At 70.2% G+C, this 22,306-nt stretch carries 22 protein-coding genes; 11 read left to right on the forward strand and 11 right to left on the reverse strand.

All coding sequences use genetic code 11. The features are described 5' to 3' along the window. Window positions 1-26: 26 nt before the first annotated feature. The 3 genes from ABD716_RS11555 to ABD716_RS11565 form a co-directional block, all read right to left on the reverse strand. Window positions 27-839 carry a methyltransferase domain-containing protein gene (locus ABD716_RS11555; protein ID WP_344776974.1) on the reverse strand — a complete coding sequence of 271 codons (813 nt, stop codon included), beginning with the start codon at window positions 837-839 and terminating at the stop codon, window positions 27-29. Next, complete coding sequence (purM, locus tag ABD716_RS11560; RefSeq protein WP_344776976.1) at window positions 832-1,941, reverse strand: phosphoribosylformylglycinamidine cyclo-ligase; 1,110 nt, start codon at window positions 1,939-1,941, stop codon at window positions 832-834. The genes ABD716_RS11555 and purM overlap by 8 nt, the downstream gene beginning before the upstream one ends. A 97-nt stretch (window positions 1,942-2,038) precedes the next feature. Further along, window positions 2,039-3,241, reverse strand: a complete 1,203-nt coding sequence (locus ABD716_RS11565; RefSeq protein WP_344776978.1) for an MFS transporter — start codon at window positions 3,239-3,241, stop codon at window positions 2,039-2,041. Window positions 3,242-3,349: 108 nt separating this feature from the next. Here ABD716_RS11565 and purF point away from each other — a divergent pair, with 108 nt between their 5' ends. After that, window positions 3,350-4,813, forward strand: coding sequence for an amidophosphoribosyltransferase (purF, locus tag ABD716_RS11570; RefSeq protein WP_344776980.1), 1,464 nt, complete (start codon window positions 3,350-3,352; stop codon window positions 4,811-4,813). A gap of 187 nt (window positions 4,814-5,000) precedes the next feature. Here the strand turns inward: purF and ABD716_RS11575 are convergent, their stop codons facing one another. Together ABD716_RS11575 and ABD716_RS11580 are read right to left on the reverse strand one after the other, a co-directional pair. Beyond that, window positions 5,001-5,384: a hypothetical protein gene (locus ABD716_RS11575; protein WP_344776982.1), complete on the reverse strand. Its 384-nt coding sequence runs from the start codon at window positions 5,382-5,384 to the stop codon at window positions 5,001-5,003. Window positions 5,385-5,388: 4 nt separating this feature from the next. Further along, window positions 5,389-5,769 (reverse strand): sterol carrier family protein, encoded by a 381-nt coding sequence (locus tag ABD716_RS11580; RefSeq protein ID WP_425553446.1) that lies wholly within the window; start codon window positions 5,767-5,769, stop codon window positions 5,389-5,391. Window positions 5,770-5,808: 39 nt separating this feature from the next. Between ABD716_RS11580 and purD the strand changes: the two genes are divergently transcribed. Further along, window positions 5,809-7,095 (forward strand): phosphoribosylamine--glycine ligase, encoded by a 1,287-nt coding sequence (gene purD / locus ABD716_RS11585; protein WP_344776984.1) that lies wholly within the window; start codon window positions 5,809-5,811, stop codon window positions 7,093-7,095. A gap of 169 nt (window positions 7,096-7,264) precedes the next feature. Here the strand turns inward: purD and ABD716_RS11590 are convergent, their stop codons facing one another. Beyond that, window positions 7,265-8,536, reverse strand: a complete 1,272-nt coding sequence (locus tag ABD716_RS11590) for an FAD-binding protein (RefSeq protein WP_344776986.1) — start codon at window positions 8,534-8,536, stop codon at window positions 7,265-7,267. Window positions 8,537-8,632: 96 nt separating this feature from the next. On the opposite strand from ABD716_RS11590, the gene ABD716_RS11595 reads away from it, so the two are divergent. Then, complete coding sequence (locus tag ABD716_RS11595; protein WP_344776988.1) at window positions 8,633-9,520, forward strand: phosphoribosylaminoimidazolesuccinocarboxamide synthase; 888 nt, start codon at window positions 8,633-8,635, stop codon at window positions 9,518-9,520. A 210-nt stretch (window positions 9,521-9,730) separates the two neighbouring features. On the opposite strand, the gene ABD716_RS11600 is transcribed toward ABD716_RS11595, so the two are convergent. Continuing rightward, on the reverse strand, window positions 9,731-11,305 hold the full coding sequence (locus tag ABD716_RS11600) for an MFS transporter (RefSeq protein WP_344776990.1): 1,575 nt from the start codon (window positions 11,303-11,305) through the stop codon (window positions 9,731-9,733). Window positions 11,306-11,308: 3 nt separating this feature from the next. Continuing rightward, window positions 11,309-11,905 (reverse strand): PadR family transcriptional regulator, encoded by a 597-nt coding sequence (locus ABD716_RS11605; protein WP_344776992.1) that lies wholly within the window; start codon window positions 11,903-11,905, stop codon window positions 11,309-11,311. A 250-nt stretch (window positions 11,906-12,155) separates the two neighbouring features. Here ABD716_RS11605 and ABD716_RS11610 point away from each other — a divergent pair, with 250 nt between their 5' ends. The 3 genes from ABD716_RS11610 to ABD716_RS11620 all read left to right on the forward strand — a co-directional run bounded on the left by ABD716_RS11610 (window position 12,156) and on the right by ABD716_RS11620 (window position 14,084). Continuing rightward, window positions 12,156-12,425 (forward strand): phosphoribosylformylglycinamidine synthase subunit PurS, encoded by a 270-nt coding sequence (locus ABD716_RS11610; protein ID WP_344776994.1) that lies wholly within the window; start codon window positions 12,156-12,158, stop codon window positions 12,423-12,425. A gap of 3 nt (window positions 12,426-12,428) precedes the next feature. Beyond that, window positions 12,429-13,127, forward strand: coding sequence for a phosphoribosylformylglycinamidine synthase subunit PurQ (gene purQ / locus ABD716_RS11615; RefSeq protein WP_344776996.1), 699 nt, complete (start codon window positions 12,429-12,431; stop codon window positions 13,125-13,127). Between the two features lie 69 nt (window positions 13,128-13,196). Next, window positions 13,197-14,084, forward strand: a complete 888-nt coding sequence (locus ABD716_RS11620) for a dihydrodipicolinate synthase family protein (RefSeq protein WP_344776998.1) — start codon at window positions 13,197-13,199, stop codon at window positions 14,082-14,084. A 101-nt stretch (window positions 14,085-14,185) separates the two neighbouring features. On the opposite strand, the gene map is transcribed toward ABD716_RS11620, so the two are convergent. Next, entirely contained in the window at window positions 14,186-14,950 is a 765-nt protein-coding gene (gene map, locus ABD716_RS11625) for a type I methionyl aminopeptidase (protein ID WP_344777000.1), read from the reverse strand. A 33-nt stretch (window positions 14,951-14,983) separates the two neighbouring features. Between map and ABD716_RS11630 the strand changes: the two genes are divergently transcribed. After that, complete coding sequence (locus ABD716_RS11630; RefSeq protein WP_344777002.1) at window positions 14,984-15,250, forward strand: helix-turn-helix domain-containing protein; 267 nt, start codon at window positions 14,984-14,986, stop codon at window positions 15,248-15,250. A gap of 19 nt (window positions 15,251-15,269) precedes the next feature. Here ABD716_RS11630 and ABD716_RS11635 read toward each other — a convergent pair whose 3' ends face one another. Then, a complete protein-coding gene (locus ABD716_RS11635) occupies window positions 15,270-16,151 on the reverse strand; it encodes a hypothetical protein (RefSeq protein ID WP_344777004.1) in 882 nt (293 codons plus the stop codon). 177 nt (window positions 16,152-16,328) lie between these two features. Between ABD716_RS11635 and ABD716_RS11640 the strand changes: the two genes are divergently transcribed. From ABD716_RS11640 to ABD716_RS11655, 4 genes are all read left to right on the forward strand, one after another. After that, window positions 16,329-18,101: an ATP-binding protein gene (locus tag ABD716_RS11640; protein ID WP_344777006.1), complete on the forward strand. Its 1,773-nt coding sequence runs from the start codon at window positions 16,329-16,331 to the stop codon at window positions 18,099-18,101. Between the two features lie 61 nt (window positions 18,102-18,162). Continuing rightward, window positions 18,163-20,583: a phosphoribosylformylglycinamidine synthase subunit PurL gene (purL, locus tag ABD716_RS11645; RefSeq protein ID WP_425553447.1), complete on the forward strand. Its 2,421-nt coding sequence runs from the start codon at window positions 18,163-18,165 to the stop codon at window positions 20,581-20,583. 150 nt (window positions 20,584-20,733) lie between these two features. After that, window positions 20,734-21,021 (forward strand): type II toxin-antitoxin system Phd/YefM family antitoxin, encoded by a 288-nt coding sequence (locus ABD716_RS11650; RefSeq protein WP_344777008.1) that lies wholly within the window; start codon window positions 20,734-20,736, stop codon window positions 21,019-21,021. Then, window positions 21,008-21,400 (forward strand): PIN domain-containing protein, encoded by a 393-nt coding sequence (locus tag ABD716_RS11655; protein ID WP_344777010.1) that lies wholly within the window; start codon window positions 21,008-21,010, stop codon window positions 21,398-21,400. Before ABD716_RS11650 ends, ABD716_RS11655 begins: the two co-directional genes overlap by 14 nt. Before the next feature lie 322 nt (window positions 21,401-21,722). Here the strand turns inward: ABD716_RS11655 and ABD716_RS11660 are convergent, their stop codons facing one another. Further along, the gene (locus ABD716_RS11660; protein ID WP_344777012.1) at window positions 21,723-22,250 is read right to left on the reverse strand and encodes a hypothetical protein; all 528 of its coding nucleotides are present in this window, start codon (window positions 22,248-22,250) and stop codon (window positions 21,723-21,725) included. Window positions 22,251-22,306 lie beyond the last annotated feature (56 nt).

Here is a 22,306-nt window from a genome sequence, read left to right on the forward strand (position 1 = left end):
ACGTGCGGTCGCACGGTCCTCCTGCGCTACCGCGTCGCCTCGACGAGGAAGCGGCGCGAGTAGCTCACGAACGAGCCGTTCGCCTCGATGAGCGCGTGCATGCGCTGCAGCTCAGGGCGGTATTTCTCGACGGTGAACCCGGGAACGGTCCACAGCACTTTGCGCAGGAAGTAGACGACGGCGCCGACGTCGAAGAACTCGACCTTGGTCACGGCTTCCTCGAGGCGCCGCACGCGCAGCCCCGCCTCGGCCGCCCTCTGCCTGATGACCGACTCGTGGCCGGCATCCTCGTGCGCATCGCCCTGCGGCCCGAGGAAGAACTCGTAGAGCTTCCGGTTCGTGCCCCACCCGATGAGCTGGCCGAGGAAGCTGCCGCCGGGGGCGAGCACGCGGCCGATCTCCTCCCACGGAACGCCGTACGGGTGCCGCGCGAGCACCAGGTCGAACGCGCCGTCCGGGAACGGCAGCGGGTCGGTGCCCGCGGCGTTCATCACCTCGCCGCCGAAGGGCGCGAGCCGCTCGCGGGCGAGCGCGAGATTGGGCGGCCACTCCTCGGTCGCGGCGACCCGGTCGGGCACGGATGCCGCGTGCTGCAGCGCCTCGGCGTAGACCTCTGCGCCGCCCGTCTGCAGGTCGAGGCTCGCCGTCGCCCGGCCGAGCGCGTCGGCGGCGAGCTTGGCGTAGCCCCAGGGCGGCCGCTCTTCGGTCGCGCGGCCGTCGAACCACGAGAAGTCCCAGCCGTCGGTGGGCTCGGCCTCGCCCTCCGCGATCAGCCCTTCGAACGATCGCGGGTCTCGATGCGCGCTACGCGCTACCCGATCAGCGGGGTTGTCAGGCATACGACCCGACGAGGCGCACGGCGCCACCGTCGACGCCCTTGGCACCCTGCTCGAAGCCGGTGAAGTCCTTGGCATCCGTCGACACCGTGCCCGCGACCCACGCGGGAATCCCGTCCAGCGCGAGCTTCGAGACGATGCCGTCGACCGCGCCGGGCGCGACGACCGCGAAGAACCCGATGCCGAGGTTCCAGGTGCCCTCTGCCGACTCGAGCGAGCTGCCCGCGATGGCGCTCAGCACCCGGAAGACCGGCGACGGCGCCCACGACGCGCGGTCGAGCTCGGACCACGCGCCGCGAGGCAGCACGCGGGCCAGATTCGCAGCGATGCCGCCGCCCGTCACGTGAGAGAGCGCGTGAACGGATGCCCCGAGCTGCGGGTCCGCGAGCAGGCGCAGCAGCGGCGAGGTGTACAGCCGGGTCGGCTCGAGCAGCGCCTCGCCCCACGTCGTGCCGAGGTCGTCGCTGCGGTCGGCGTACCCGATTCCCGCGTTGCTCAGAATGTGCCGCACCAGCGAGTAGCCATTCGAGTGCAGACCGGACGACCCGAGCGCGAGCACCACGTCGCCGTGCTGCACGCGATCGGCGCCGAGCAGCGCGTCGGCCTCGACAGCGCCGACGGCGGCACCCGCGACGTCGTAGTCGTCGGGGCCGAGGAGGCCCGGGTGCTCGGCGGTCTCGCCGCCGACGAGGGCGGTGCGCGTCTCGGAGCAGGCGCGTGCGATGCCGGCCACGATGTCGGCGATGCGCGTCGGCACGACCTTGCCGCAGGCGATGTAGTCGGTCATGAACATCGGCTTCGCACCGACGACCACGATGTCGTCGACAACCATGCCGACGAGGTCCTGGCCGATGGTGTCGTGCTTGTCGATCGCCTGCGCGATCGCGACCTTCGTGCCGACACCGTCGGTCGAGGTCGCGAGCAGCGGCCGCCGATAGGACTTGAGGAACGAGACGTCGAACAGGCCCGCGAAGCCGCCGACGCCGCCCAGCACCTCGGGACCGTGCGTCTTGCCGACCGCCGACTTCATCAACTCGACCGCCAGATCACCCGCCGCGGTGTCGACACCGGCTTGGCGATACGTGCTGCTCGAGTCGTTCGTCACGCGGCGATTCTACCGGGGCGGCTGATGGCCGCCTCAGCGCCGGGGCGCCTCTGCGCCGTAGCGCCGCAGTGCCTCAGTGCCGTAGCGCCGCAGTGCCTCAGTGCGAGGCGGCGAGCTGCTCGCGGTGCGCCCGGTCGATCCGCTCGGTGACGAACACCAGCAGCACGAACACGGCGACACCGGCACCGACGAGCGCGACCCCGCCCCAACCGGCCGCGTGATAGACGAACGGCGCGAGTAGCGACCCCGTCGCACCGCCGAGGAAGTTCACGAAGATGTAGGCGCTGTTGATGCGCCCGCGCGCGGCCGGGTCGATGCCGAAGATGAAGCGCTGACCGGCGACCTGGTTGCTCTGCGTGGCCGCGTCGATCAACACCGCGGCCGCCACGAGCGGAACGAGCGCCTGCACCGCGACGGCCCAGTCCGTGACGAGGAACATGACCGCCATCAGCGCGAAGGCGACCCCGGTCACGGGCGTCGCGAGCCCCCGGTCGCCGAGCCTGCCCGCGATCGGGGCGGCCAGCGCGCCGCCCGCCCCGGCGAGCGCGAACAGCGCGATCTGGAACTGGCTGAACTGGAAGTTCCGATCGAGCATGAGCGGCGCGCAGGTCCAGAAGAAGTTGAAGGCGCCGAACGCGAGCGCCTGGTAGAGCGCGCGTCGCTGCAGAATGCGCGATCGGCCGAGGAATCCGAACGTCGTGGCGAGCAGCGCGCCATAGTGCAGCCCCGACTCGGGCCTGCGCGACGGCAGCGTGAACCACAGGATCACCCAGAGCGCGGCGATCAGCACGGCCGCGATGCCGAACACCCAGCGCCAGCCGAGCAGGCCGGTGACGAAGTTCGCGTACGGCCGCGAGAGCATGATGCCCGCGAGCAGACCGCCCATGATGTCGCCGATGACCCGGCCGCGCCGCTCGACGGGGGCCAGGTGGGTGGCGAGCGGCAGCACGACCTGCGCGCCCACCGACACCACACCGACCACGAACGATGCCACGAGGAACACCGCGAGGTTCGGCGCCAGCGTGACGCCGACGAGGCCCGCGACGGCGATCGCCGCCGTGATGAGCACGACCCGCCGGTTCTCGACCAGATCGCCGAGCGTCGCGATGAACAGCAGCCCCGCCGCGTAGCCGAACTGGATCAGCGTGACCACCAGTCCCTCTGCGCCCTGCGACAGCCCCAGCTCAGAGCTGATCGGGCCGATCGCCGCCTGCGCGTAGTAGAGGTTGGCGACGAGAAGGCCGCAGGTCACGGCCATGATGACCGTGAGGGGACGAGTGAGAGCGGATGCTGGTGCCATCACTTCCACGCTAATCGCCTGCTCAGGCATCCCCTGCACCCATATGTGAGACTGAGAGGGCCCGGTTCTCGGGAACAGCAGCCAACTTAAATGGAGACCGCTTAGCTCATGTGCGGCATCGTCGGAATCGTCTCGACCGAACCGGCCAACCAGCAGATCTACGACAGCCTGCTTCTCCTGCAGCACCGCGGCCAGGATTCGACCGGCATCGCGACCGCCGACGGCAGCATGTTCCACATGTCGAAGGCCCGGGGCCAGGTGCGCGAGGCGTTCCGCACCCGCGACATGCGCTCGCTGCTCGGCAACATGGGCGTCGGGCACGTGCGCTACGCGACCAAGGGCGACGCGGCCAACGAGCAGGAGTCGCAGCCGTTCTACGTGAACGCGCCGTACGGCATCATCCTCGTGCACAACGGGAACCTCACGAACACGCGCGAGCTGACCGAGGACCTGTTCCGCATCGACCGCCGCCACATGAACTCCACGAGCGACACCGAGATGCTCGTGAACGTGCTCGCCACCGAGCTCGAGGGCCAGATCGCGGGCCGCGAGCTCACCCCCGACCAGGTGTTCGCCGCCGTCTCGCAGGTGCACGAGCGGGTCGAGGGCTCGTACGCGACGATCGCGATGATCGCCGGGCAGGGCCTCCTGGCGTTCCGCGACCCGTGGGGCATCCGCCCGCTCGTGCTCGGTCGCCGCACGGCAGCCGGCAGCGACCGCGACGAATGGATCGTCGCCAGCGAATCGCTCGTGCTCGAGGCCGGCGAATACGAGGTCGTGCGCGACGTCGCCCCCGGCGAGGCAGTGTTCATCACGCTCGACGGGCAGCTGCACTCGAAGCAGTGCGCGCGCGACCCGCGGCTCGTGCCGTGCTCGTTCGAGTACGTCTACCTCGCCCGCCCCGACTCGATCATGAACGGCATCTCGGTCTACGAGGCGCGCCTGCGGCTCGGCGACCGCCTCGCCGACACCGTGACGCGCTACACCGAGGCGGGCGACATCGATGTCGTCATGCCGATTCCGGATTCCTCGCGCCCGGCCGCCATGAACGTGGCGCAGAAGCTCGGCATCGAGTACCGCGAGGGCTTCTACAAGAACCGCTACGTCGGCCGCACCTTCATCATGCCCGGGCAGGCGCAGCGCAAGCGCTCCGTGCGGCAGAAGCTGAACGCGATGTCGTCCGAGTTCCGCGGCAAGAACGTGCTGATCATCGACGACTCGATCGTGCGCGGCACCACCTCGAAAGAGATCGTCGACATGGCCCGCAACGCCGGGGCCAACAAGGTGACCTTCGCGTCCGCCGCACCGCCGGTGCGCTTCCCGCACGTCTACGGCATCAACATGCCGTCGCGGAAGGAGCTGGTCGCGTCGGGCCGCTCGATCCCCGAGATCGCGCAGCTGTTGGGCGCCGACAACCTGATCTACCAGACCGTCGACGACATGAAGTCGGCCATCCTCGAGGGCCAGAGCGCCATCACCGACCTCGAGATGAGCTGCTTCACGGGCGAGTATGTGACCGGAACGGTGTCTGAGGACTACCTGGCCTGGGTCGAGGCGACGCAGCTCAGCTGAGCCGGCGCGGGCGCGGCGCGAGCCACGAGTCGACTCATGAGCTCCGCAGCGCTTGAACGAGCGAACCATTTTTTCGCGCGATCGAACCATTGTCTCCGCACCAGAGACAATGCCTCCTTCGCCGCGAGAAAAGGTTCGCTCGTTCACGCGCGGGCGGAGTGACGCGCGGCAGCGTCAGGCGCCGCGCTTACTTCTCGTCGCGCGGCGACTCCGCGTCCTTCAGCGTTCCCGTGATCTTCTCGGCTTCGACGAGACGGATGCTGCGGCGCGACACCCGCTCGGCGATCAGCGCCACGACCGCGCCGATGGCGAGTCCGATGGCCACAGAGAACAGCAGCGCGAAGCCGTAGACCGTGCCGCGGCTGTAGGTCGCCGTCTCGGCGTCATACGGCAGGGCGAACGTGATGATCGTGATCGCGATCGCGGCGAGCACCGCGAACAGCAGCATGAAGTTCCAGTAGTTCGGGGTGCGCCGCACCTCGACGAGCGTGGGCTCGACGCGCTCTTCGACGACGGGACCCTCACGCTCGGGTTCGGGCTCGGGGGTCTGGTCGGGGCGCTCGTCGGTCACCCGCTCATTCTCCCAAGTCGAAGCTGTGCGGCAGCACCGGGATGAGCCCCTCGAGCGTCGCCCGCGTGCCCGACGCCGACACTCGAGCGGCGTCGACGGCCTCGGCCCAGCGCAGTCGGCCCGCGGCGAGCGCGACCCAGGTCGGGGCATCCATCTCGATCACGTTCGGCGGCGTGCCGCGCGTGTGGCGCGGGCCCTCGACGACCTGCACCGCGCCGAAGGGCGGCACGCGCACCTCGACAGTGTGGCCCGGCGCCTTCTCCTCCAGCAGCTGCAGCAGGTAGCGCACGGCCGTCGCGAGGGTGTCGCGCGAGGCATCCGCTTCATGCAGTGCGGATCGGACCGCCTCGAAACCGGATGCGTCGTCGATTCCCCGCCTTGCCACGAAACCAGTCTCGCACCGGGGCGCCGGTACGATTCAGGGGTGAAGATTCTGGTCCTCGGTTCCGGCGCGCGCGAGCACGCGATCATCACCAGCCTGCTCTCCGAGGACGAGCAGCACGACATCGTCGCCGCCCCCGGAAACGCGGGCATCGCGCGCGATGTGCGCACCGTCGAGCTCGACCCGATGGACCCGGTCGCGGTCGCGGCGTATGCCGTCGACAACGGCGTCGAGCTCGTGGTAGTCGGGCCCGAGGCTCCCCTCATCGCGGGCGTGGCCGACCCGCTGCGCGAGCGCGGCATCGCGGTGTTCGGGCCGTCGAAGGCGGCGGCGCAGCTCGAGGGGTCGAAGACCTTCGCGAAGCGCATCATGGAGGAGGCCGGGGTGCCGACCGGTCGCGCCGAGCTCGCCGGAACGATCGCCGAGGTCGAGAAGACCATCGACGACTTCGGGGCGCCCTACGTCATCAAGGCCGACGGGCTCGCCGCGGGCAAGGGCGTGCTGGTCACCTCCGACCGGGCCGCGGCGGTCGCCCACGCCGCGTTCTGGCTCGAGCACGGGCCCGTGCTGATCGAGGAGTTCCTCGACGGCCCCGAGGTCTCGCTCTTCCTCTTCAGCGACGGTCACGATGTGCTGCCCCTCACCCCCGCTCAGGACTTCAAGCGCCTGCGCGACGGCGATGCCGGCCCGAACACCGGCGGCATGGGGGCGTACTCGCCGCTGCCGTGGCTTCCCGACACCTTCGTCGACGAGGTCATCGACACGATCGCGCTGCCGACCGTGCGCCGGCTCGAAGCCGAGGGCACGCCGTTCATCGGCCTGCTCTACTGCGGTCTCGTGATGACCTCGCGCGGGGTGCGGGTGATTGAGTTCAACGCGCGCTTCGGCGACCCCGAGACGCAAGTCGTGCTGGCGCGGCTCGTCACGCCGCTGTCGCGGCTGCTGCTCGCGTCGGCGACCGGCGGGCTCGCCGGGCTGCCGCGCCCCGAGTTCGCGCTCGACGTCGCCGTCACGGTCGTCATCGCCAGCGAGGGCTACCCCGAGAAGTCGATCACCGGCCGCCCGATCACGGGAATCGAGGCGGCTGAGTCCGTGCCCGAGGTGACGGTGCTGCACGCGGCGACCGAGATCGCGACGCTTCCGGATGCCGTGGACTCCGGCACCTGGGATTCCATCGGCCTCGTCGCCACCGGTGGGCGCGTGCTGTCAGTCGTGGCCCTGGGGTCCGACTTCGCCGAGGCGCGAGCGCGCGTCTACGAGGCGGTCGACAAGATCGAGCTCGAGGGCTCGCAGCACCGCACCGACATCGCTGCCGCGGTCATCGACTGACCCCGCCCAGTCTCCCCCGCGTTGGTCGAGTAGGTCGCTCCGCGACCGCCGCCCGCTGGTCGAGTAGCGAGCGCCAGCGAGCGTATCGAGACCCTTTCCTCGCCAGGAAGGGGTCTCGATACGGTCGCAGAGCGACCTACTCGACCAGCGGGGCGGGGCGCGGCCTCCGCTAGAGGCCCAGGCGGCGGGTGTAGTCGTTGCGGAAGACGCCGCGCGGGTCGTACTTCTCCACGAGAGACCGGAAGTCCGCGAAGCGCGGGTACAGACCCGGCACGCGGGCGGCATCCGTGAACACCTTGCCCCAGTGGGGTCGCGCGCCGAACGGGGCGAGCGCCGCCTCGAGCAGCGCGCTCGCCTGCTCGACCGCGGCCTGCTCGCGCTTCCAGGTGAAGTGGAACGCGACCGCGCCGTCGGCCCAGTCGTCCTCGCCCGAGGTGTAGGCGGTCGAGAGCCACAGCTGGTCGGCGGCGATCGCGCGGATCTCGCTGATCAGGAGCAACGACGTGATCTGCTCGGTCAGGGCGCGCGCGGCGTCGATCGCGGCGTCGATGTGGCGGCGCGGCAGCAGGTACTCGGTCTGGATCTCCTCGCCGGCGCTCGGCTGAAATTCGAGCTTGAAGTGCGGCAGGCGCGCGTGCCACGGCCCAGGCGCTCCAAACTGCTCGGTGGTCGCCTCGGCGTCGGCGCCCGCGATCATGTGGATCTTGTGCAGCGCGGGCGTCGCCCCGAGCTCACGAACGGCGCCTTCCACCGCGGGCGCTTCGGCGCGGGCCTTGACCCAGAGCTGGTTGATGGAGGCGGGCGACCAGTCCGTGAAGACGCTCACGCTGTAGGCGAGGTCGAGCGCCTCGGAGACGCGCTCGTAGGGCACGCCGAGGTAGATCGTCTGCGCCACCTCGAAGCTCGGCACGATGTCGAGTTCGAGCTCGGTGACGATGCCGAGGGAGCCGAACGCGACCACGGCGCCCGCGAAGTCGTCGTCGCCGCGGCGCAGGGTGACGAGCTCGCCCGAGCCGTCGACGAAGGTGACGGCGGCGACCGTGGTGGCGAGGTTGGCGTTGCCGGAGCCCGAGCCGTGCGTCGCCGTGGCGACGGCGCCAGCGACCGAGATGTGCGGCAGTGAGGCGAGGTTGTGCAGGGCCCAGCCCTGCTCATCGAGCGCGATGGCGAAGTCGCCGTAGCGCAGGCCGGCCGCGACGGTCACCACGCGGCGCTCGGGGTCGATCTCGATCTTGGCGGGCAGCTCGGCGAGGTTCACGAGCGTTCCGGCGGCGCCCGGGTCGGCGACGTCGTTGAAGGTGTGGCGCGTGCCGAGGGCGCGCAGCGGTGAGGAATCCCCCGCCTGCTTCACGAGCTCCTGCAGCTCTGCCACCGAGCGCGGGCGCGCGATCGTCGGTGCGCGGTAGGCGTAGTTGGCCGACCAGTTGACTTCGTTTGCCACGGGCACTCCTTTGTTGCGGGTGACTACATATTAGGCGGGGAACGGACGATCCCGACAGGCTCGGTGCCACCGACCGCACCCGGGGCCGTCACTAGCATGGGGTGCGTGACTGCTCAGGTGCTGCCCGGATGGACCCACGTGTACTCGGGAAAGGTGCGCGACCTCTACGTGCCCGAGGGTACCGACACCGCCGACGCACCCGAGCTGCTCGTGGTCGCGAGCGACCGGGTCAGCGCCTTCGACTTCGTGCTCTCGCCCGGCATCCCCGGCAAGGGCGAGCTGCTGACGCGCCTCTCGAACTGGTGGTTCTCGCAGCTCGACGTGCCGAACCACCTCGTGCCGGGCGGCGAGGCCCGCGTTCCCGCCGAGGTGGCCGGCCGCTCGATGGTCGTGAAGCCCCTCGACATGTTCCCGATCGAATGCGTCGTGCGCGGTTTCATCACTGGCAGCGGCTGGGCCGAATACCAGGAGACGCAGTCGGTCACGGGCATCCCGCTGCCGGCCGGGCTGCGCAACGGCGACCGCCTGCCCGAGCCGATCTTCACCCCCGCGTGGAAGGCGCCGCAGGGCGAGCACGACGAGAACATCAGCTTCGAGCGCATGGTCGACATCGTCGGCGAGGATGCCGCGACCGCACTGCGCGACCTCTCGCTGCGGGTCTACGGCGAGGCCGCCGCCCGCGCCGAGGCGAAGGGCCTCATCATCGCCGACACCAAGTTCGAGTTCGGCACCGACGCCGAGACCGGCGCGATCACGCTCGCCGACGAGGTGCTCACCTCGGATTCCTCGCGCTACTGGGACCTCGCCGCCTGGAACGCGGGCGCGACCCCCGAGGAGCGGATGGCGAGCTTCGACAAGCAGATCGTGCGCGATTGGCTCGCTGCCAACTGGGACAAGCAGGGCACCCCGCCCGAGCTGCCCCCGGTCATCGTGGCCCAGACCGCTGCGCGCTACTCCGAGCTCGTGGAGCGTCTCACCGCGTAGGCGCGCTGCGGGGCACCACCTTCTGCGTCCCGCGCCGACGTTTGCGCCCCGCGTCGCAGGCGCAGACGTCGGCCGGGGGCACAAAACCCGGTCGCGACGCGCGCGGCGCGCGGGGCGCGGGGCGCGGGGCACAGCGCGGGGCGCGGGGCGCGGGGCACAGCGAAGCGCCCCGGCGCGGACGAGTCCGCACCGGGGCGCTTGCGAGGGCCGCTAGTCGACCGCGGGCTGCGGGGCGGCGGGGGCGCCGGCCGGCGCCGCGCCCGGTGCACCCGCACTCGCACCCCCGTCGGCCCCGCCGCGCAGGTGGCTCGGCTTCACGAAGAAGATCGCGCACACCGCCGCGACGAGAATGACGGATGCCGGAAGGATCAGCGTCTCGCTCATGGCGTTCGTGAACGCGTCGCGCAGGAACGACGGCAGCTGGGTCGTGTTCGACGAGATCAGGTTGCCGCCCGTGCCCTTGCTGCCCGGGGGCAGCGCCTTCTGAATCTCGGTCGAGATGCGGCTCGTCATGAGCGCCGCGAGCGCCGACGAGCCGATCACGGCGCCGACCTGCCGGGTCGTGTTGAACACGCCGGATCCGGCACCGGCCGAACGCGGCGGCAGGTTGCGGTTCGCGGTCGTCGCGATCGGGCCCCACATGAAGGCCGAGCCGAGGCCCATCACGGCGGACGGGATGAGCAGCAGCGGCCACGCGATCGTCGGCGAGATCATGACGGCGAAGAGCCAGATCGCACCGCTCACGAGCACGACGCCCGGCAGCACCAGCAGGCGCGGGTGCACCTTGTCGGTGAGGCGGCCGGCGATCGGGGCGAGCACGATCGAGAGCACCGCGGTGGGCGCCGTCATCAGTGCGGACTCGGTCGGGGTGAAGCCCCGCACGGCCTGGAAGAAGTAGACCAGCGGGATGAACATCGCGGTGATCGAGAACCCCACGGCCGAGATCGCCGCGTTCGACAGCGAGAAGTTGCGGTCGCGGAACAGGCCGAGCGGAAGCAGCGGCTCCTTCTTGTTGAACGCCTGCCAGACCACGAACAGCGCGAGGAACACGATGCCGCCGACGACGGATGCCCACACCCAGCCGTTCCAGTTGTAGGTGTTGGACTCCTGCAGGCCGAACACCAGGAAGAACAGGCCGACCGCCGACAGGAACACGCCGAGCCAGTCGAAGGTGTGGCTGTGGGTCTCGAGCTTCGGCACGAGGATCGCGGCGAGCACGAAGGCGACGATGCCGATGGGCACGTTGACGAAGAAGATCCACTCCCAGCCGAGCCCATCGACGAGCACACCGCCCAGGATCGGGCCGACGAGGGTCGCGAAGCCCGCGGTGGCCCCCCACAGGGCCATGGCGGTGCCCCGCTTCTCGGGGGCGAAGGTGCGGGTGATGACCGCCATCGTCTGCGGGGTCATGAGGCCGGCGCCGAGACCCTGCACCGCGCGAGCGATGATCAGGTTGGTGATGCCGCTGCCGGGCAGGTTGTCGGAGAGGCCGCACCAGAGCGAGGCGAGCGTGAAGACGACGAGCCCGATGAGGTAGATGTTCTTCGGGCCGAAGCGGTCGCCGAGACGACCGGTCACGAGCAGCGGCACCGCGTAGGTCAGCAGGTACGCGCTGGTGACCCAGATCACGTTGTTCGTCGAGGTGTTGAGGCCCTCTTGGATGGACGGGTTCGCGACCGACACGATGGTCGTGTCGATCAGAATCATGAAGAAGCCGATGACCAGCGCCCAGAGCGCGGGCCAGGGTCGGACCTCTTTCGTGTGGGTCGGGTGAGTCGTTGTCATCGCTCAGTCGTCTTTCTTCTTGGAAGTCTGTGCAGGGTCGGAGCGCTTCTCTTCGCCCCAGTCGAGCTCGCCCGACTCGAGGTCTGCGAGCAGCCGGCTCAGCCACGTGCGCTCTGCGGTGTAGATCGCCTCGAGGTAGCTCACGTCGAGCCAGTACTTGCGCGGCAGTGACGTGCGGCCGAAATGGGCGAAGGCCTCTTCGGACTCGTCGCGCAGCACGTCGAGGCCCTTGAGCCGCCGCCGCACGAGGTCGATCACCGTCTCTCTCGGCAGGTTGTGCGCCTCGCCGATGGCGACCGGGAAGCTCGGATACTCGTAGACCGGCGCCGCGATGATGTCGGCGATGCGCTCAGCGAGTGCGAGCTGCCCCTGCTCGGTGATCTCGTAGGTGGTGCGTTCGGGCCGGTTGCCCTCGCGGTCGGTGCCGGTGACGCGCACGAGCCCCAGCTCGGTCAGCTTGTTGACCGTGTGGTACAGCGAGCCCGGGCGCACCTTGACCAATCGGTCCTCCCGGCGCTGGATGAGCGTCTGATACATCTCGTACGGGTGCATGGGGCGCTCGCTCAGCAGCGCGAGCGCGGCCATCGCCAACGGTGTCATCACCACGCCTCACCCCATTCCACACGCGAAGAAAACGCTATTCAGAGCCACCGACATCGCGGCATCCGCGACGTTGTTCCGTGCCGATTATTCCGCACGGAATATTTGATGTCAACTAGTCCGTGCACACCGTCCGCGCGCACGGTCCCAAGCGCGGGCGGGATGCCGGCACCGGCAGCGGCCCGCCCGCCCAGGCATCCCCCGGTAGAATTCGGATGCACCACGCAAACCGCACCGGACGGAGAACCACGTGCCCACGATCGTCGTCGAAGTCATGCCCAAGGCTGAGCTGCTCGACCCCCAGGGCAAGGCGATCGCCGGCGCCCTGGCCCGCACCGGCCGCGGGGAGTTCCAGGTCCGCCAGGGCAAGCGCTTCGAGCTGACGGTTCCCGGCGACGAGCTGACTCAAGAGCTGCTCGACCGCGTCCGCGAGATCGCCGCAGACATCCTCTCCAACTCCGTCATCGAAGACGTCGTCGGCGTTCACGTCGTCGGCCGCGAGACGCCCGCGGGGGTCTGAGCCATGGCCAAGATCGGCGTCGTCACCTTTCCCGGCTCGCTCGACGAGCGCGACGCGCAGCGCGCGATCCGCCTCGCGGGGGCCGAGCCGGTCGCGCTCTGGCACGGCGACCACGACCTGCAGGGCGTCGACGCGATCGTGCTGCCCGGCGGCTTCTCGTACGGCGACTACCTGCGCTGCGGCGCCATCGCCGCGCAGTCGCCGCTCATGGCCGAGGTGATCTCGGCGGCGAACGCCGGCACCCCGGTGCTCGGCATCTGCAACGGTTTCCAGATGCTCGTCGAGGCGCATCTGCTGCCCGGCGGTCTGATCCGCAACGACCACGGCAACTTCATCCGCCGCGACCAGTCCCTCGTGGTCGAGAACCCCGACACCGCCTGGACCAACGAGTTCGCGAAGGGTGAAGAGATCGTCATCCCGCTCAAGAACGGCGAGGGCGGCTACATCGCCGATGCCGCGACGCTCGAGCGCCTCGAGGGCGAGGGCCGCGTCGTCTTCCGCTACCAGGGCGTGAACCCCAACGGGTCACTGAACGACATCGCCGGCATCACGAACGAGCGCGGCAACGTGGTCGGCCTCATGCCGCACCCCGAGCACGCAGTCGAGCCGGGCTTCGGGCCGAACACGCGGGTGCGCATGCGCTCAGGCGTCGACGGGCTGCGCTTTTTCACAAGCGCGCTGCACGCTCTTCAAGCGGTCTAGCTCGGCGACTTCCTACGAGCGCGCCGCGCGCGCTTCAGGCCGTGTAGCGGTCGGTCTAGCCTGGGCGGCATGACTGCGCCGTCACGCTTCCAGCTCATCGCCGCACCCGTCACCGTCTTCGACGATGACGGCGGCCTCGACCTCGACTCCACGCGCCGCCTGTTCGGATGGCTGCAGGAGACCGGCGTGGACGGGGTCTTCACCCCCGGGACGACGGGCGAATTCACCGCCCTCGACGACGACGAGCGCCTCGCCGTGATCGAGGCGGCGCTCGAGGTCTTCGGCGCGGCATCCGTCATCGCGCACATCGGGGCGGCCACGGCGCGGCAGACGATCCGGCTCGCGCAGGCGGCGCAGCGCGCGGGCGCCACGCGGCTCGCGGCGATCACGCCCTACTACTTCCCGGCGGGCGAGAGCGCGCTGGTCGAGCACGTGACGAGGGTGGCGGATGCCGCGCCCGGCGCGTCCCACTACGTGTACGTCTTCCCCCCGCGGGCCGGCACCGCCGTCGCGCCGGCGACACTCGCCCGGCTGGCCGGCGTGCCCGGGCTCGTCGGGGCCAAGGTGTCGGGCCTCACCCTCGCCGAGAACGAGGCGTACCGCGCGGCGGTTCCGGCCGGGTTCGAGCTGTTCTCGGGCAACGACATCGACCTCGTGCGACTCGCCGAGGCGGGGTTCAGCGGTGTCGTCTCCGGCGTCTCGAACGTCTTCCCCGAGCTGTTCGTGAAGGCGGCGCGGGCAGTCGCGGCCGGGGAAGGCGCTGCCGAACTGCAGCCCCGCATCGACGCGGCCGTCGCCGCGACGGGAGTCGCCGACATCGGCCTGCTGAAGGCGGGGCTCACGAGGCGGGGCTTGGCCGCGGGCATCCCCCGCATCTCGATCGACGCACCCGACGACGCGGCGCTCGCCGTGCTCGAGAACGCTCTGCAGGCGGGGCCCGCGCGCCACAGCCGCTGACGCTGCGCGCGGTTGCGCTGCTGCGATCCGCTTTGCGCTGCTCGGATCCGGGCAGCGCAGAGCGGATCCGAGCAGCGCGACTGGCGAGCGGCGCCCGAGCGCTACGCCGTCAGGACGAGCGGGCCGTCCTCCGTGATCGCGACCGTGTGCTCGCTGTGCGCGGTGCGCGCACCCGTGGCGCTGCGCAGCGTCCAGCCGTCGTCGTCGGTGACAAGGGTCGCGGTGTCGGCCATGATCCACGGCTCGATCGCGATCAGCAGGCCGGGGCGCAGCCGGTAGCCGCGGCCCGGGCGGCCCGTGTTGGCGATGTGAGGGTCCTGGTGCATGGTGCTGCCGACGCCGTGCCCGCCGAACTCGGTGTTGATCGGGTAGCCGGCGCCTTCGAGCACGGTCCCCACCGCGTGCGAGATGTCGCCGACCCGCGCGCCCGGCGCGGCGGCCGCGATTCCCGCGGCGAGCGCAGTCTGCGTCGTCTCGATCATGCGGATGTCTGCGGGGTCCGCCGCGTCCCCCACGATGAAGCTCACCGCCGCGTCGGTGACGATGCCCTCGAGCGAGGCCGCGAAGTCGAGCGTGAGCAGGTCGCCGTTGCGCAGCGCGTAGTCGTGCGGCAGGCCGTGCAGCACGGCGTCGTTGACCGAGGTGCAGATGTAGTGGCCGAACGGGCCGCGCCCGAACGAGGGCGCGTAGTCGACGTAGCTCGACACCGCGCCGGCATCCGCGATCGCCTGCCCCACCCACGCATCGATCTCGAGCAGGTTGGTGCCCACGCGCGCTCGCTCACGCGCGCCGCGCAGCACGCTTGCGATGAACGCGCCGCTCGCCTTCGCGCGCTCGATCTCGGACGGGCTGAGGATCTCGATCATGCGGTAATTCTATACCGGTATTACTATTGGCCTATGGTCCGACTGCCGCTCTCACCCGCCGAGCTCGAGCGCGGCGAGCGACTGGGCGCGCTGCTGCGGCAGGCGCGCGGCGACCGCTCGATGGTCGAGGTGGCGCTGGCGGCCGGAATCTCACCCGAGACCCTGCGGAAGATCGAGACCGGCCGGGTCGCGACGCCGTCGTTCGCGACGATCGCCGCGGTCACCACCGCGCTCGGCCTCTCGCTCGACGAGGTGTGGGCGGCCGTCAGCGCGGGAGCCGACGCGGCGGTCGCGTCCTAGACGCCGCCCCGCGCTGCGCTCAGACCAGCTGCAGCTTCTCGACCCAGTGGCGCAGGAAGATCGCGCCGGCCTCGTCATGGATCGCGCCGTGCTCGGTGATGACCGGGTACGGCTTCTCGAGCACGCCGTCCGACGGGCGGACATCGACGTGCGCCGCATCGAACCCCGCCTCGTGCAGGAAGTCGGCCATCTTGTAGTCGCTGCGCGAGTCGCCGACCGAGCGCCAGGTGCGCGGCAGCTCGCCGCCCGCCGCCGCGAAGTACTCGAGCGCGCGCTGTGCGCCACGGTCCTTGTCGAGCACGACCGACTCGATGTCGGTCGAGATGATGGTCGAGTCGAGCCGGAAGGTCACGTTCCCGTTTACGTCGGGCGCGACGCGGTCGCGGTGCGAGACACCGATTCCGTGGTCGACCAGCACGTCGAAGGCGTACGTGTCGAAGTGGTTCTGCGCGCGCAGATAGACGGATGCCTCGATCTCGCGGCGCTGCTCGACCGAGATCATCGCGCGCTTGGTCTCGTCGAAGAACATGGTGTCGGCGAAGCGCTGCTGCACGAGCATCCGGATGTCCGAGATCAAGGACGCCGAGGGCGCGACGGTCTCGTCGACGGTCACCGCGGTCATGCCGGCCGGGGTGATCGCGGCCCACGAGCCGCCCTTCTCGAAGACGCCGAACATGCGCGCGCCGGGGCGCTCGAGTGCGCTCGCGAGGCCGCGCGCGAGCAGCGGCTGCACGACCTGCTGGTCGATGAACGCGTCGCTGCGACCGGTGATGAATGCGATCGGCACGCCCGCGCCGACGAGCGTGACGAGGTTGTCGGCGATGGACGGGATGGCGATGGAGCGGGTGACGGGCGAGGCGATCGGTCCGTCGACGTCGAGAAGAAGTCCGAGATCGGGCACGATCCATTCTCGCAAGATGCGGCTGGGCGTCTTTCCACAGCCGAGCGCGTCAGCGCCGCGCTGTCGGTGGCGGTCACTACAGTTCAGTGAAGTTCAGTGATCGGCATCAGTGAAGACGAGTGACGACGATCACTGGAGTTCAGTGATCGTCACTGATCGAGTGACTGAGGAACAGTGATGGAAACCAGCCAGGGGCCGCTCGACGAGGTCATCGCCCGTCTGCGCCGCGCGGGCACCGACCTGACGCAGGTCGAGGTCAAGGCCGCGTCGCAGGGGGTGCCCCGCAGCCTGTGGCCGACGATCAGCGCATTCAGCAATCGAGACGGCGGCCTCGTCGTCCTCGGGCTGGACGAGGCGAACGGCTTCCGCCCGGCGAGCGGGTTCGACGCAGCGAAGGTGCGCGACGCGGTCGCCGAGGCGTTCCGCCCCCGCTCCCCGCGCGACATCCCCGGCCCGGTGACGCCGACCCCCAGCGGCGTCATCGACATCGCCGAAGTCGACGGCGCACCCGTCGTCGTGATCGACGTCGAGGAACTGCCCGCCGACCAGCGCCCCTGCTACGTCACGACCCAGGGCATCGAGAACGGCAGCTATCAGCGCGTCGCCGACGGCGACCGCGTGATGGGCCGCTACGGCGTCTTCCTCTTGCGAACGGATGCCGCGCAGCCCACGACCGACATCGAGCCGGTCGAGTCGGCGACGGCCGACGATCTCGACGGCGAGCTGGTCGACCGCTTCGTGACCAGGTTGCGCCGCGTTCGCCCGCGGGCGGTCGCCGGGCTGTCGAGCGACCTCGACGTGCTCACCAGGATGAAGGTGCTCTCGAGCGACCGCTCGACCCCGACGCTCGCGGGGCTGCTCGCCTTCGGCGCGTACCCCCAGCAGTTCTTCCCGCAGGCGATGATCACCTTCAATTCCTATGCGGGGCTCACCAAGGACTCGGTGGTCGGCGATGTGCGCATGCTCGACCGCAGGACGCTCGAGGGCCCGATCCCCGTGATGGTCGACGACGCCGTTCGCGCGGTGCTGTCGAATCTGCAGCATCGGCGGGTGAGCCGCGGCGCCGGTGCGTTCGACGAGCCCGAGATCCCGGTCGACGCGCTGCGCGAGGCGATCGTCAACGCGGTTACGCACCGCGACTACAGCGCGATGGCCCTCGGCGACCAGGTGCGGCTCGAGCTCTACCCCGATCGGCTCGAGATCCACAACCCGGGCGGCATCTGGGGCGGGCGCCGCGTGACCGAGCTGTTCGACGGCAATTCCCGCTCGCGCAACGCGCGACTCGCGACGCTTCTGACCGACATCCCCCTGCCGGGCACGGCCGACACGGTGTCAGAGAACGCCGGCAGCGGCATCCCCCGAATGACGGGGTCGCTGGGCCGCGCCGGGCTCGCAGCGCCGCGCTTCGAAGCGACGCTGACCAGCATGACGGTCGTGCTCGAGCGGCACGGGCTGCTCTCGCCCGACGTCGACGAGTGGCTCGCAGATGTCGGCGCCGACGGCCTCGAGCCCGACCAGCAGCGCGTGCTCGCGCTCGTGCACCGCGAGCTCGATGTCGAGGACCAGCTGCTGCGCGCCCTGCTCGGCATCGACTCCCACGACGCGCAGGATGTCCTGCGCTCGCTCGTCGACGAGGGGTGGCTGCGCTACCCGGCGCGGCCGGGCGAGGCCTACCGCCGGGGCTCGCGCCTGCAGCACGAGGAGGTGCGCGAGGTCGCCCCCGGCGTGTTCAGCTCGCCCGCGCGCGAGCCCGCCGTGCGGGGCGCGCTCGACGAGCGGATCGTCGCCGCCATCAGAGACGCCGGCGAACTCGGGGTGCAGGACATCGCCGACCGCGCCGGTTCCACCGTGAACGTCGTGCGCCAGCGCCTGCGGGTGCTGATCGACCAGCGCGCCGTCATCCCGACCGCGCCGCCGCAGTCGAAGAACCGCACCTACCGCCTCGGGTGACCGCGGCCTGCGGCATCCGTCTCGAAATGATCGCCAGGCGCGCGCCGGTAGAATCGGCTCCGTGACTGACGCCACCGAGACCATCCACGTTCCTTCTTCCGGTCTCGACACGACCGCGAACGCGGCGGCGACGCCCGAGAAGCAGCAGCCCTACGACGTGCTGGGCCTCAAGACCGACGAATACGAGCAGATCAAGGCGATCCTCGGCCGCCGGCCCACCAGCGCCGAGCTCGCCATGTACTCGGTGATGTGGTCAGAGCACTGCTCGTACAAGTCGAGCAAGAAGTACCTGCGCATCTTCGGCCAGAAGGTCAACGACAAGATGCGCGAGAACCTGATGGTCGGCATGGGCCAGAACGCCGGCGTCGTCGACATCGGCGAGGGCTGGGCGGTCACCTTCAAGGTCGAGAGCCACAACCACCCGAGCTACATCGAGCCGTTCCAGGGCGCGGCGACCGGCGTCGGCGGCATCGTGCGCGACATCATCTCGATGGGCGCGCGCCCGGTCGCCGTGATGGACCAGCTGCGCTTCGGCAAGATCGACGACCCCGACACGACCCGCGTCGTGCACGGTGTGGTCGCCGGCATCTCGCATTACGGCAACTGCCTCGGGCTGCCCAACATCGGCGGCGAGACCTACTTCGACCCGGTGTACCAGGGCAACCCGCTCGTGAACGCGCTCGCCGTCGGCGTGCTGCGCCACGAGGACCTGCACCTCGCGAACGCCGAGGGCGTCGGCAACAAGGTCGTGCTGTTCGGTGCGCGCACCGGCGGCGACGGCATCGGGGGCGCCTCGATCCTGGCATCCGACACGTTCAGCTCCACCGGCCCGACGAAGCGCCCGGCCGTGCAGGTCGGCGACCCCTTCGCCGAGAAGGTGCTCATCGAGTGCTGCCTCGAGCTGTTCCGCGAGAACCTCGTCGACGGCATCCAGGATCTCGGCGCCGCGGGCATCTCGTGCGCGACGAGCGAGCTCGCCAGCAACGGCGACGGCGGCATGTTCGTCGAGCTCGACTCCGTGCTGCTACGCGACCCGTCGCTCACCGCCGAAGAGATCCTGATGAGCGAGTCGCAGGAGCGCATGATGGCCGTCGTGCACCCCGACAAGCTCGCGGCGTTCGACGCGGTGCTGAAGAAGTGGGACGTCGAGTACTCGGTGCTCGGCGAGGTCACCGACACCGGCCGCCTCGTCATTCAGTGGCGCGGCGAAGAGATCGTCAACGTCGACCCGCGCACCGTCGCGATCGACGGCCCGGTCTACGACCGCCCGGTCGCGCGCCCCGAGTGGATCGATGCGCTGCAGGCGGATTCCGCGGCCGCGCTCGCCCGCCCGGACGGCTCGACGCCCGCGGGCCGCGACCAGCTGCGCGAGCAGTTCCTGGCCCTCGCCGGCTCGCCGAACCTGGCCGACAAGAGCTGGGTCACCGATCAGTACGACTTCTACGTCGGCGGCAACACGGCGCTCGCCTTCCCCGAAGACGCCGGAATGATCCGCGTCGACGAGGAATCCGGCCTCGGCTTCGCGATCGCGACCGACGCGAACGGCCGCTACTGCCAGCTCGACCCGGCGCAGGGCGCGAAGCTCGCCCTCGCCGAGGCGTACCGCAACGTCGCCGTCTCCGGGGCCGTGCCGATGGCGGTCACCGACTGCTTGAACTTCGGCAGCCCGGAGAACCCCGAGGTCATGTGGCAGTTCTCGCAGGCCGTTGAGGGCTTGAGCGACGGATGCCTCGAGCTCGAGATCCCCGTCACGGGCGGCAACGTCTCGTTCTACAACCAGACCGGCACCACCCCGATCTTCCCGACGCCCGTCGTCGGCGTGCTCGGCGTGATCGACGACGTGGCGCGCCGCATCCCGTCGGGCTGGCAGGATCCGGGCGAGAACATCTACCTGCTCGGCACCACGGCGCTCGAGCTCGATGGCTCGGCCTGGGCCGGCACCGTTCACGGGCACCTCGGCGGCCGGCCGCCGCAGGTCGACCTGCAGCGCGAGAAGGCGCTCGCCGAGCTGCTGCACGCGGCCGCGATCAAGGGCATCGTCACCTCGGCGCACGACCTCGCCGACGGCGGCCTCGCGCAGGCGTTGGCCGAGTCGGTGCTGCGCTTCGGCGTGGGCGCCCGCATCGTGCTCGACGAGGTGCTCGAGCGCGACGGCGTGGATGCCGCGACCGCGCTGTTCTCCGAGTCGACGGCGCGGGTCATCGTGTCGGTGCCGCGCGAGGACGACGTCGAGTTCCGCGGGCTGTGCGAAGGCCGCGGCTTCCCCGTCGCGCGCATCGGCGTGACGGATGCCATCAGCGGAGAGGTCCCGACCCTCGAGGTCCAGGGGCTCTTCACCGTCGGGCTGGAAGAGCTGGCATCCGCCCACCGCGCCACGCTGCCCGAGCACTTCGGGCCCGTCGTCGGAGCCGGTGCGGCAAGCGCCTACTACGTGGCCCCCGAGGAGCGCCCGCAGCGCGCGCCGCGCCACCTCGCGGAGTAGGCGCCCAGGCCGAGCGGTCCAGGTCGTCACGTTTGCACGCTTTCGGCAACCGAGGCGTGATTTCCTAACGACCCAGAGTGGCCAAACCACGGCTTGTGGGCTGCCAAAAGACGTGTAGACCATGTGCTACGTCGGGTCTACGCTTGAAGCATGGCGAGTGTGGGCATCCGTGAACTCCGGCAGAACGCCAGCGAAGTCGTGCGCCGCGTCGAAGACGGGGAAGAGATCGACGTGACCGTCAACGGTCGGCTGGCTGCACGGCTCGTGCCCCCGCCCCGGTCGGCTCCGGCACGTCCCCGCACTCAGCCACTGACCTGGTCCGAGTTCGCTCGGGCGATGGCGGAGATCCCGCCAGACACGACCGGCTGGGCCGAAGAGATCCACGCCTCGCGCGACAACGACCCGCTCTCCGATTGGCTTCCGAGTGATCCTGCTTGACACTTCAGTGCTGATCGACCCTGGGGCGATCGCTTTACCCGATGAAGCTCTGGGGTTCAGCGCGCTGTGCTACGCCGAGCTCGCGCTCGGCATCACCATCGGTGTGGACCGGGAAGTTCGCGCTCTGCGGCAGTTCCGCTTATCGCAACTGCAGCAGACGCTGGCCGCCCGATGGCTGCCGTTCGACAGACGAGCGGCGGACGGGTACGCAGCAGTGGCGGCCATCGTTCACCCGCATCGCCCATCGCACGCGCGCAGCAAAGACATTATGCTGGCCGGGCATGCTTTCGCGCTCGGCGCGTCGCTGGCGACGCTGAATCCGAAGGACTTCGAGCTCGTAGCCGAGCTCGTTCCGATCATCTCGCCGACGAGCCACTAGAAGGCGGGCATGTCGGCGAGACCCCCGCAAGGCCGGGGCTTCTTCAGCGTCTCGACGTGGCCAAGGCGGCGATGTCGCTCTTCTTCACCAGCTGAGTCCCCGTCACGGTGTATTCGGTCGATCCGACGAACACCGCATCGCCGGCGCTGAGCGCCGCCTTCTGATCGGCGACATCGGTGAGGTAGTTGCCAGGCGCCTTCCCCCCCCCCGCCCCGAGCGGGACTCACGCGTCGGCACGAATAGACGCCTCGCGACGGCGGATGTCGCTCGGTGCGGCCCGGTGCCGCTCAGTGCCGTTCAGGGAGCAGAGCGAGCATCCCGCTCAGCTGCAGAGCTGCTGCAGACCGGAGAGGTCGGCCTTGAGCGCCCGCTGCTGCGCCGCAAGCTTGGCCGCGGCGGTCTGCGCGGCGGCGACGTCTCGGGTCGAGTACGCCTCTGAGGCCGACTGCGCCGTCGAGACCAGCGCGTCGTAATCGCTCTTGAGGGTGTCGACCTGGGGCTTGAGCGCCGGGTCGGTGACCTTGCCGACCGCGCTGTCGAGCTGCTGCTGGAAGCCCTGCAGCTGCGACACCGCCCCGCTCGGGTCCCCGCCGCCGCTCAGGCCGCCGAGCGCGCTCTGGAGCGTCGCGGCCGAGCCCGCGAGCTTCCCCTCGAGCTCGAGGCACTGCATCGTCGTCGTGACGCCGGCCTGGGCAGTGCTCGACGGGCGGGCACTGGCCCCGGCGTGCGGCGTTCGCTGCGCAGAGCTCGCGTGGCTGCCGCCGCCGCCCGTGCAGGCGGCGGTGCCGAGCGAGGCGAGCACAACGAGGGCGATCGCGGTGGCCGTTCTGGCGAGCGTGGAAGTCGGCACAGGCATCCCCTTCATACGGCGAATGCCGCGGGTGCGGCATCAGTGGGGCATCCTTT

This window comes from Gryllotalpicola kribbensis, from assembly GCF_039538245.1.
Lineage (GTDB): Bacteria > Actinomycetota > Actinomycetes > Actinomycetales > Microbacteriaceae > Gryllotalpicola > Gryllotalpicola kribbensis.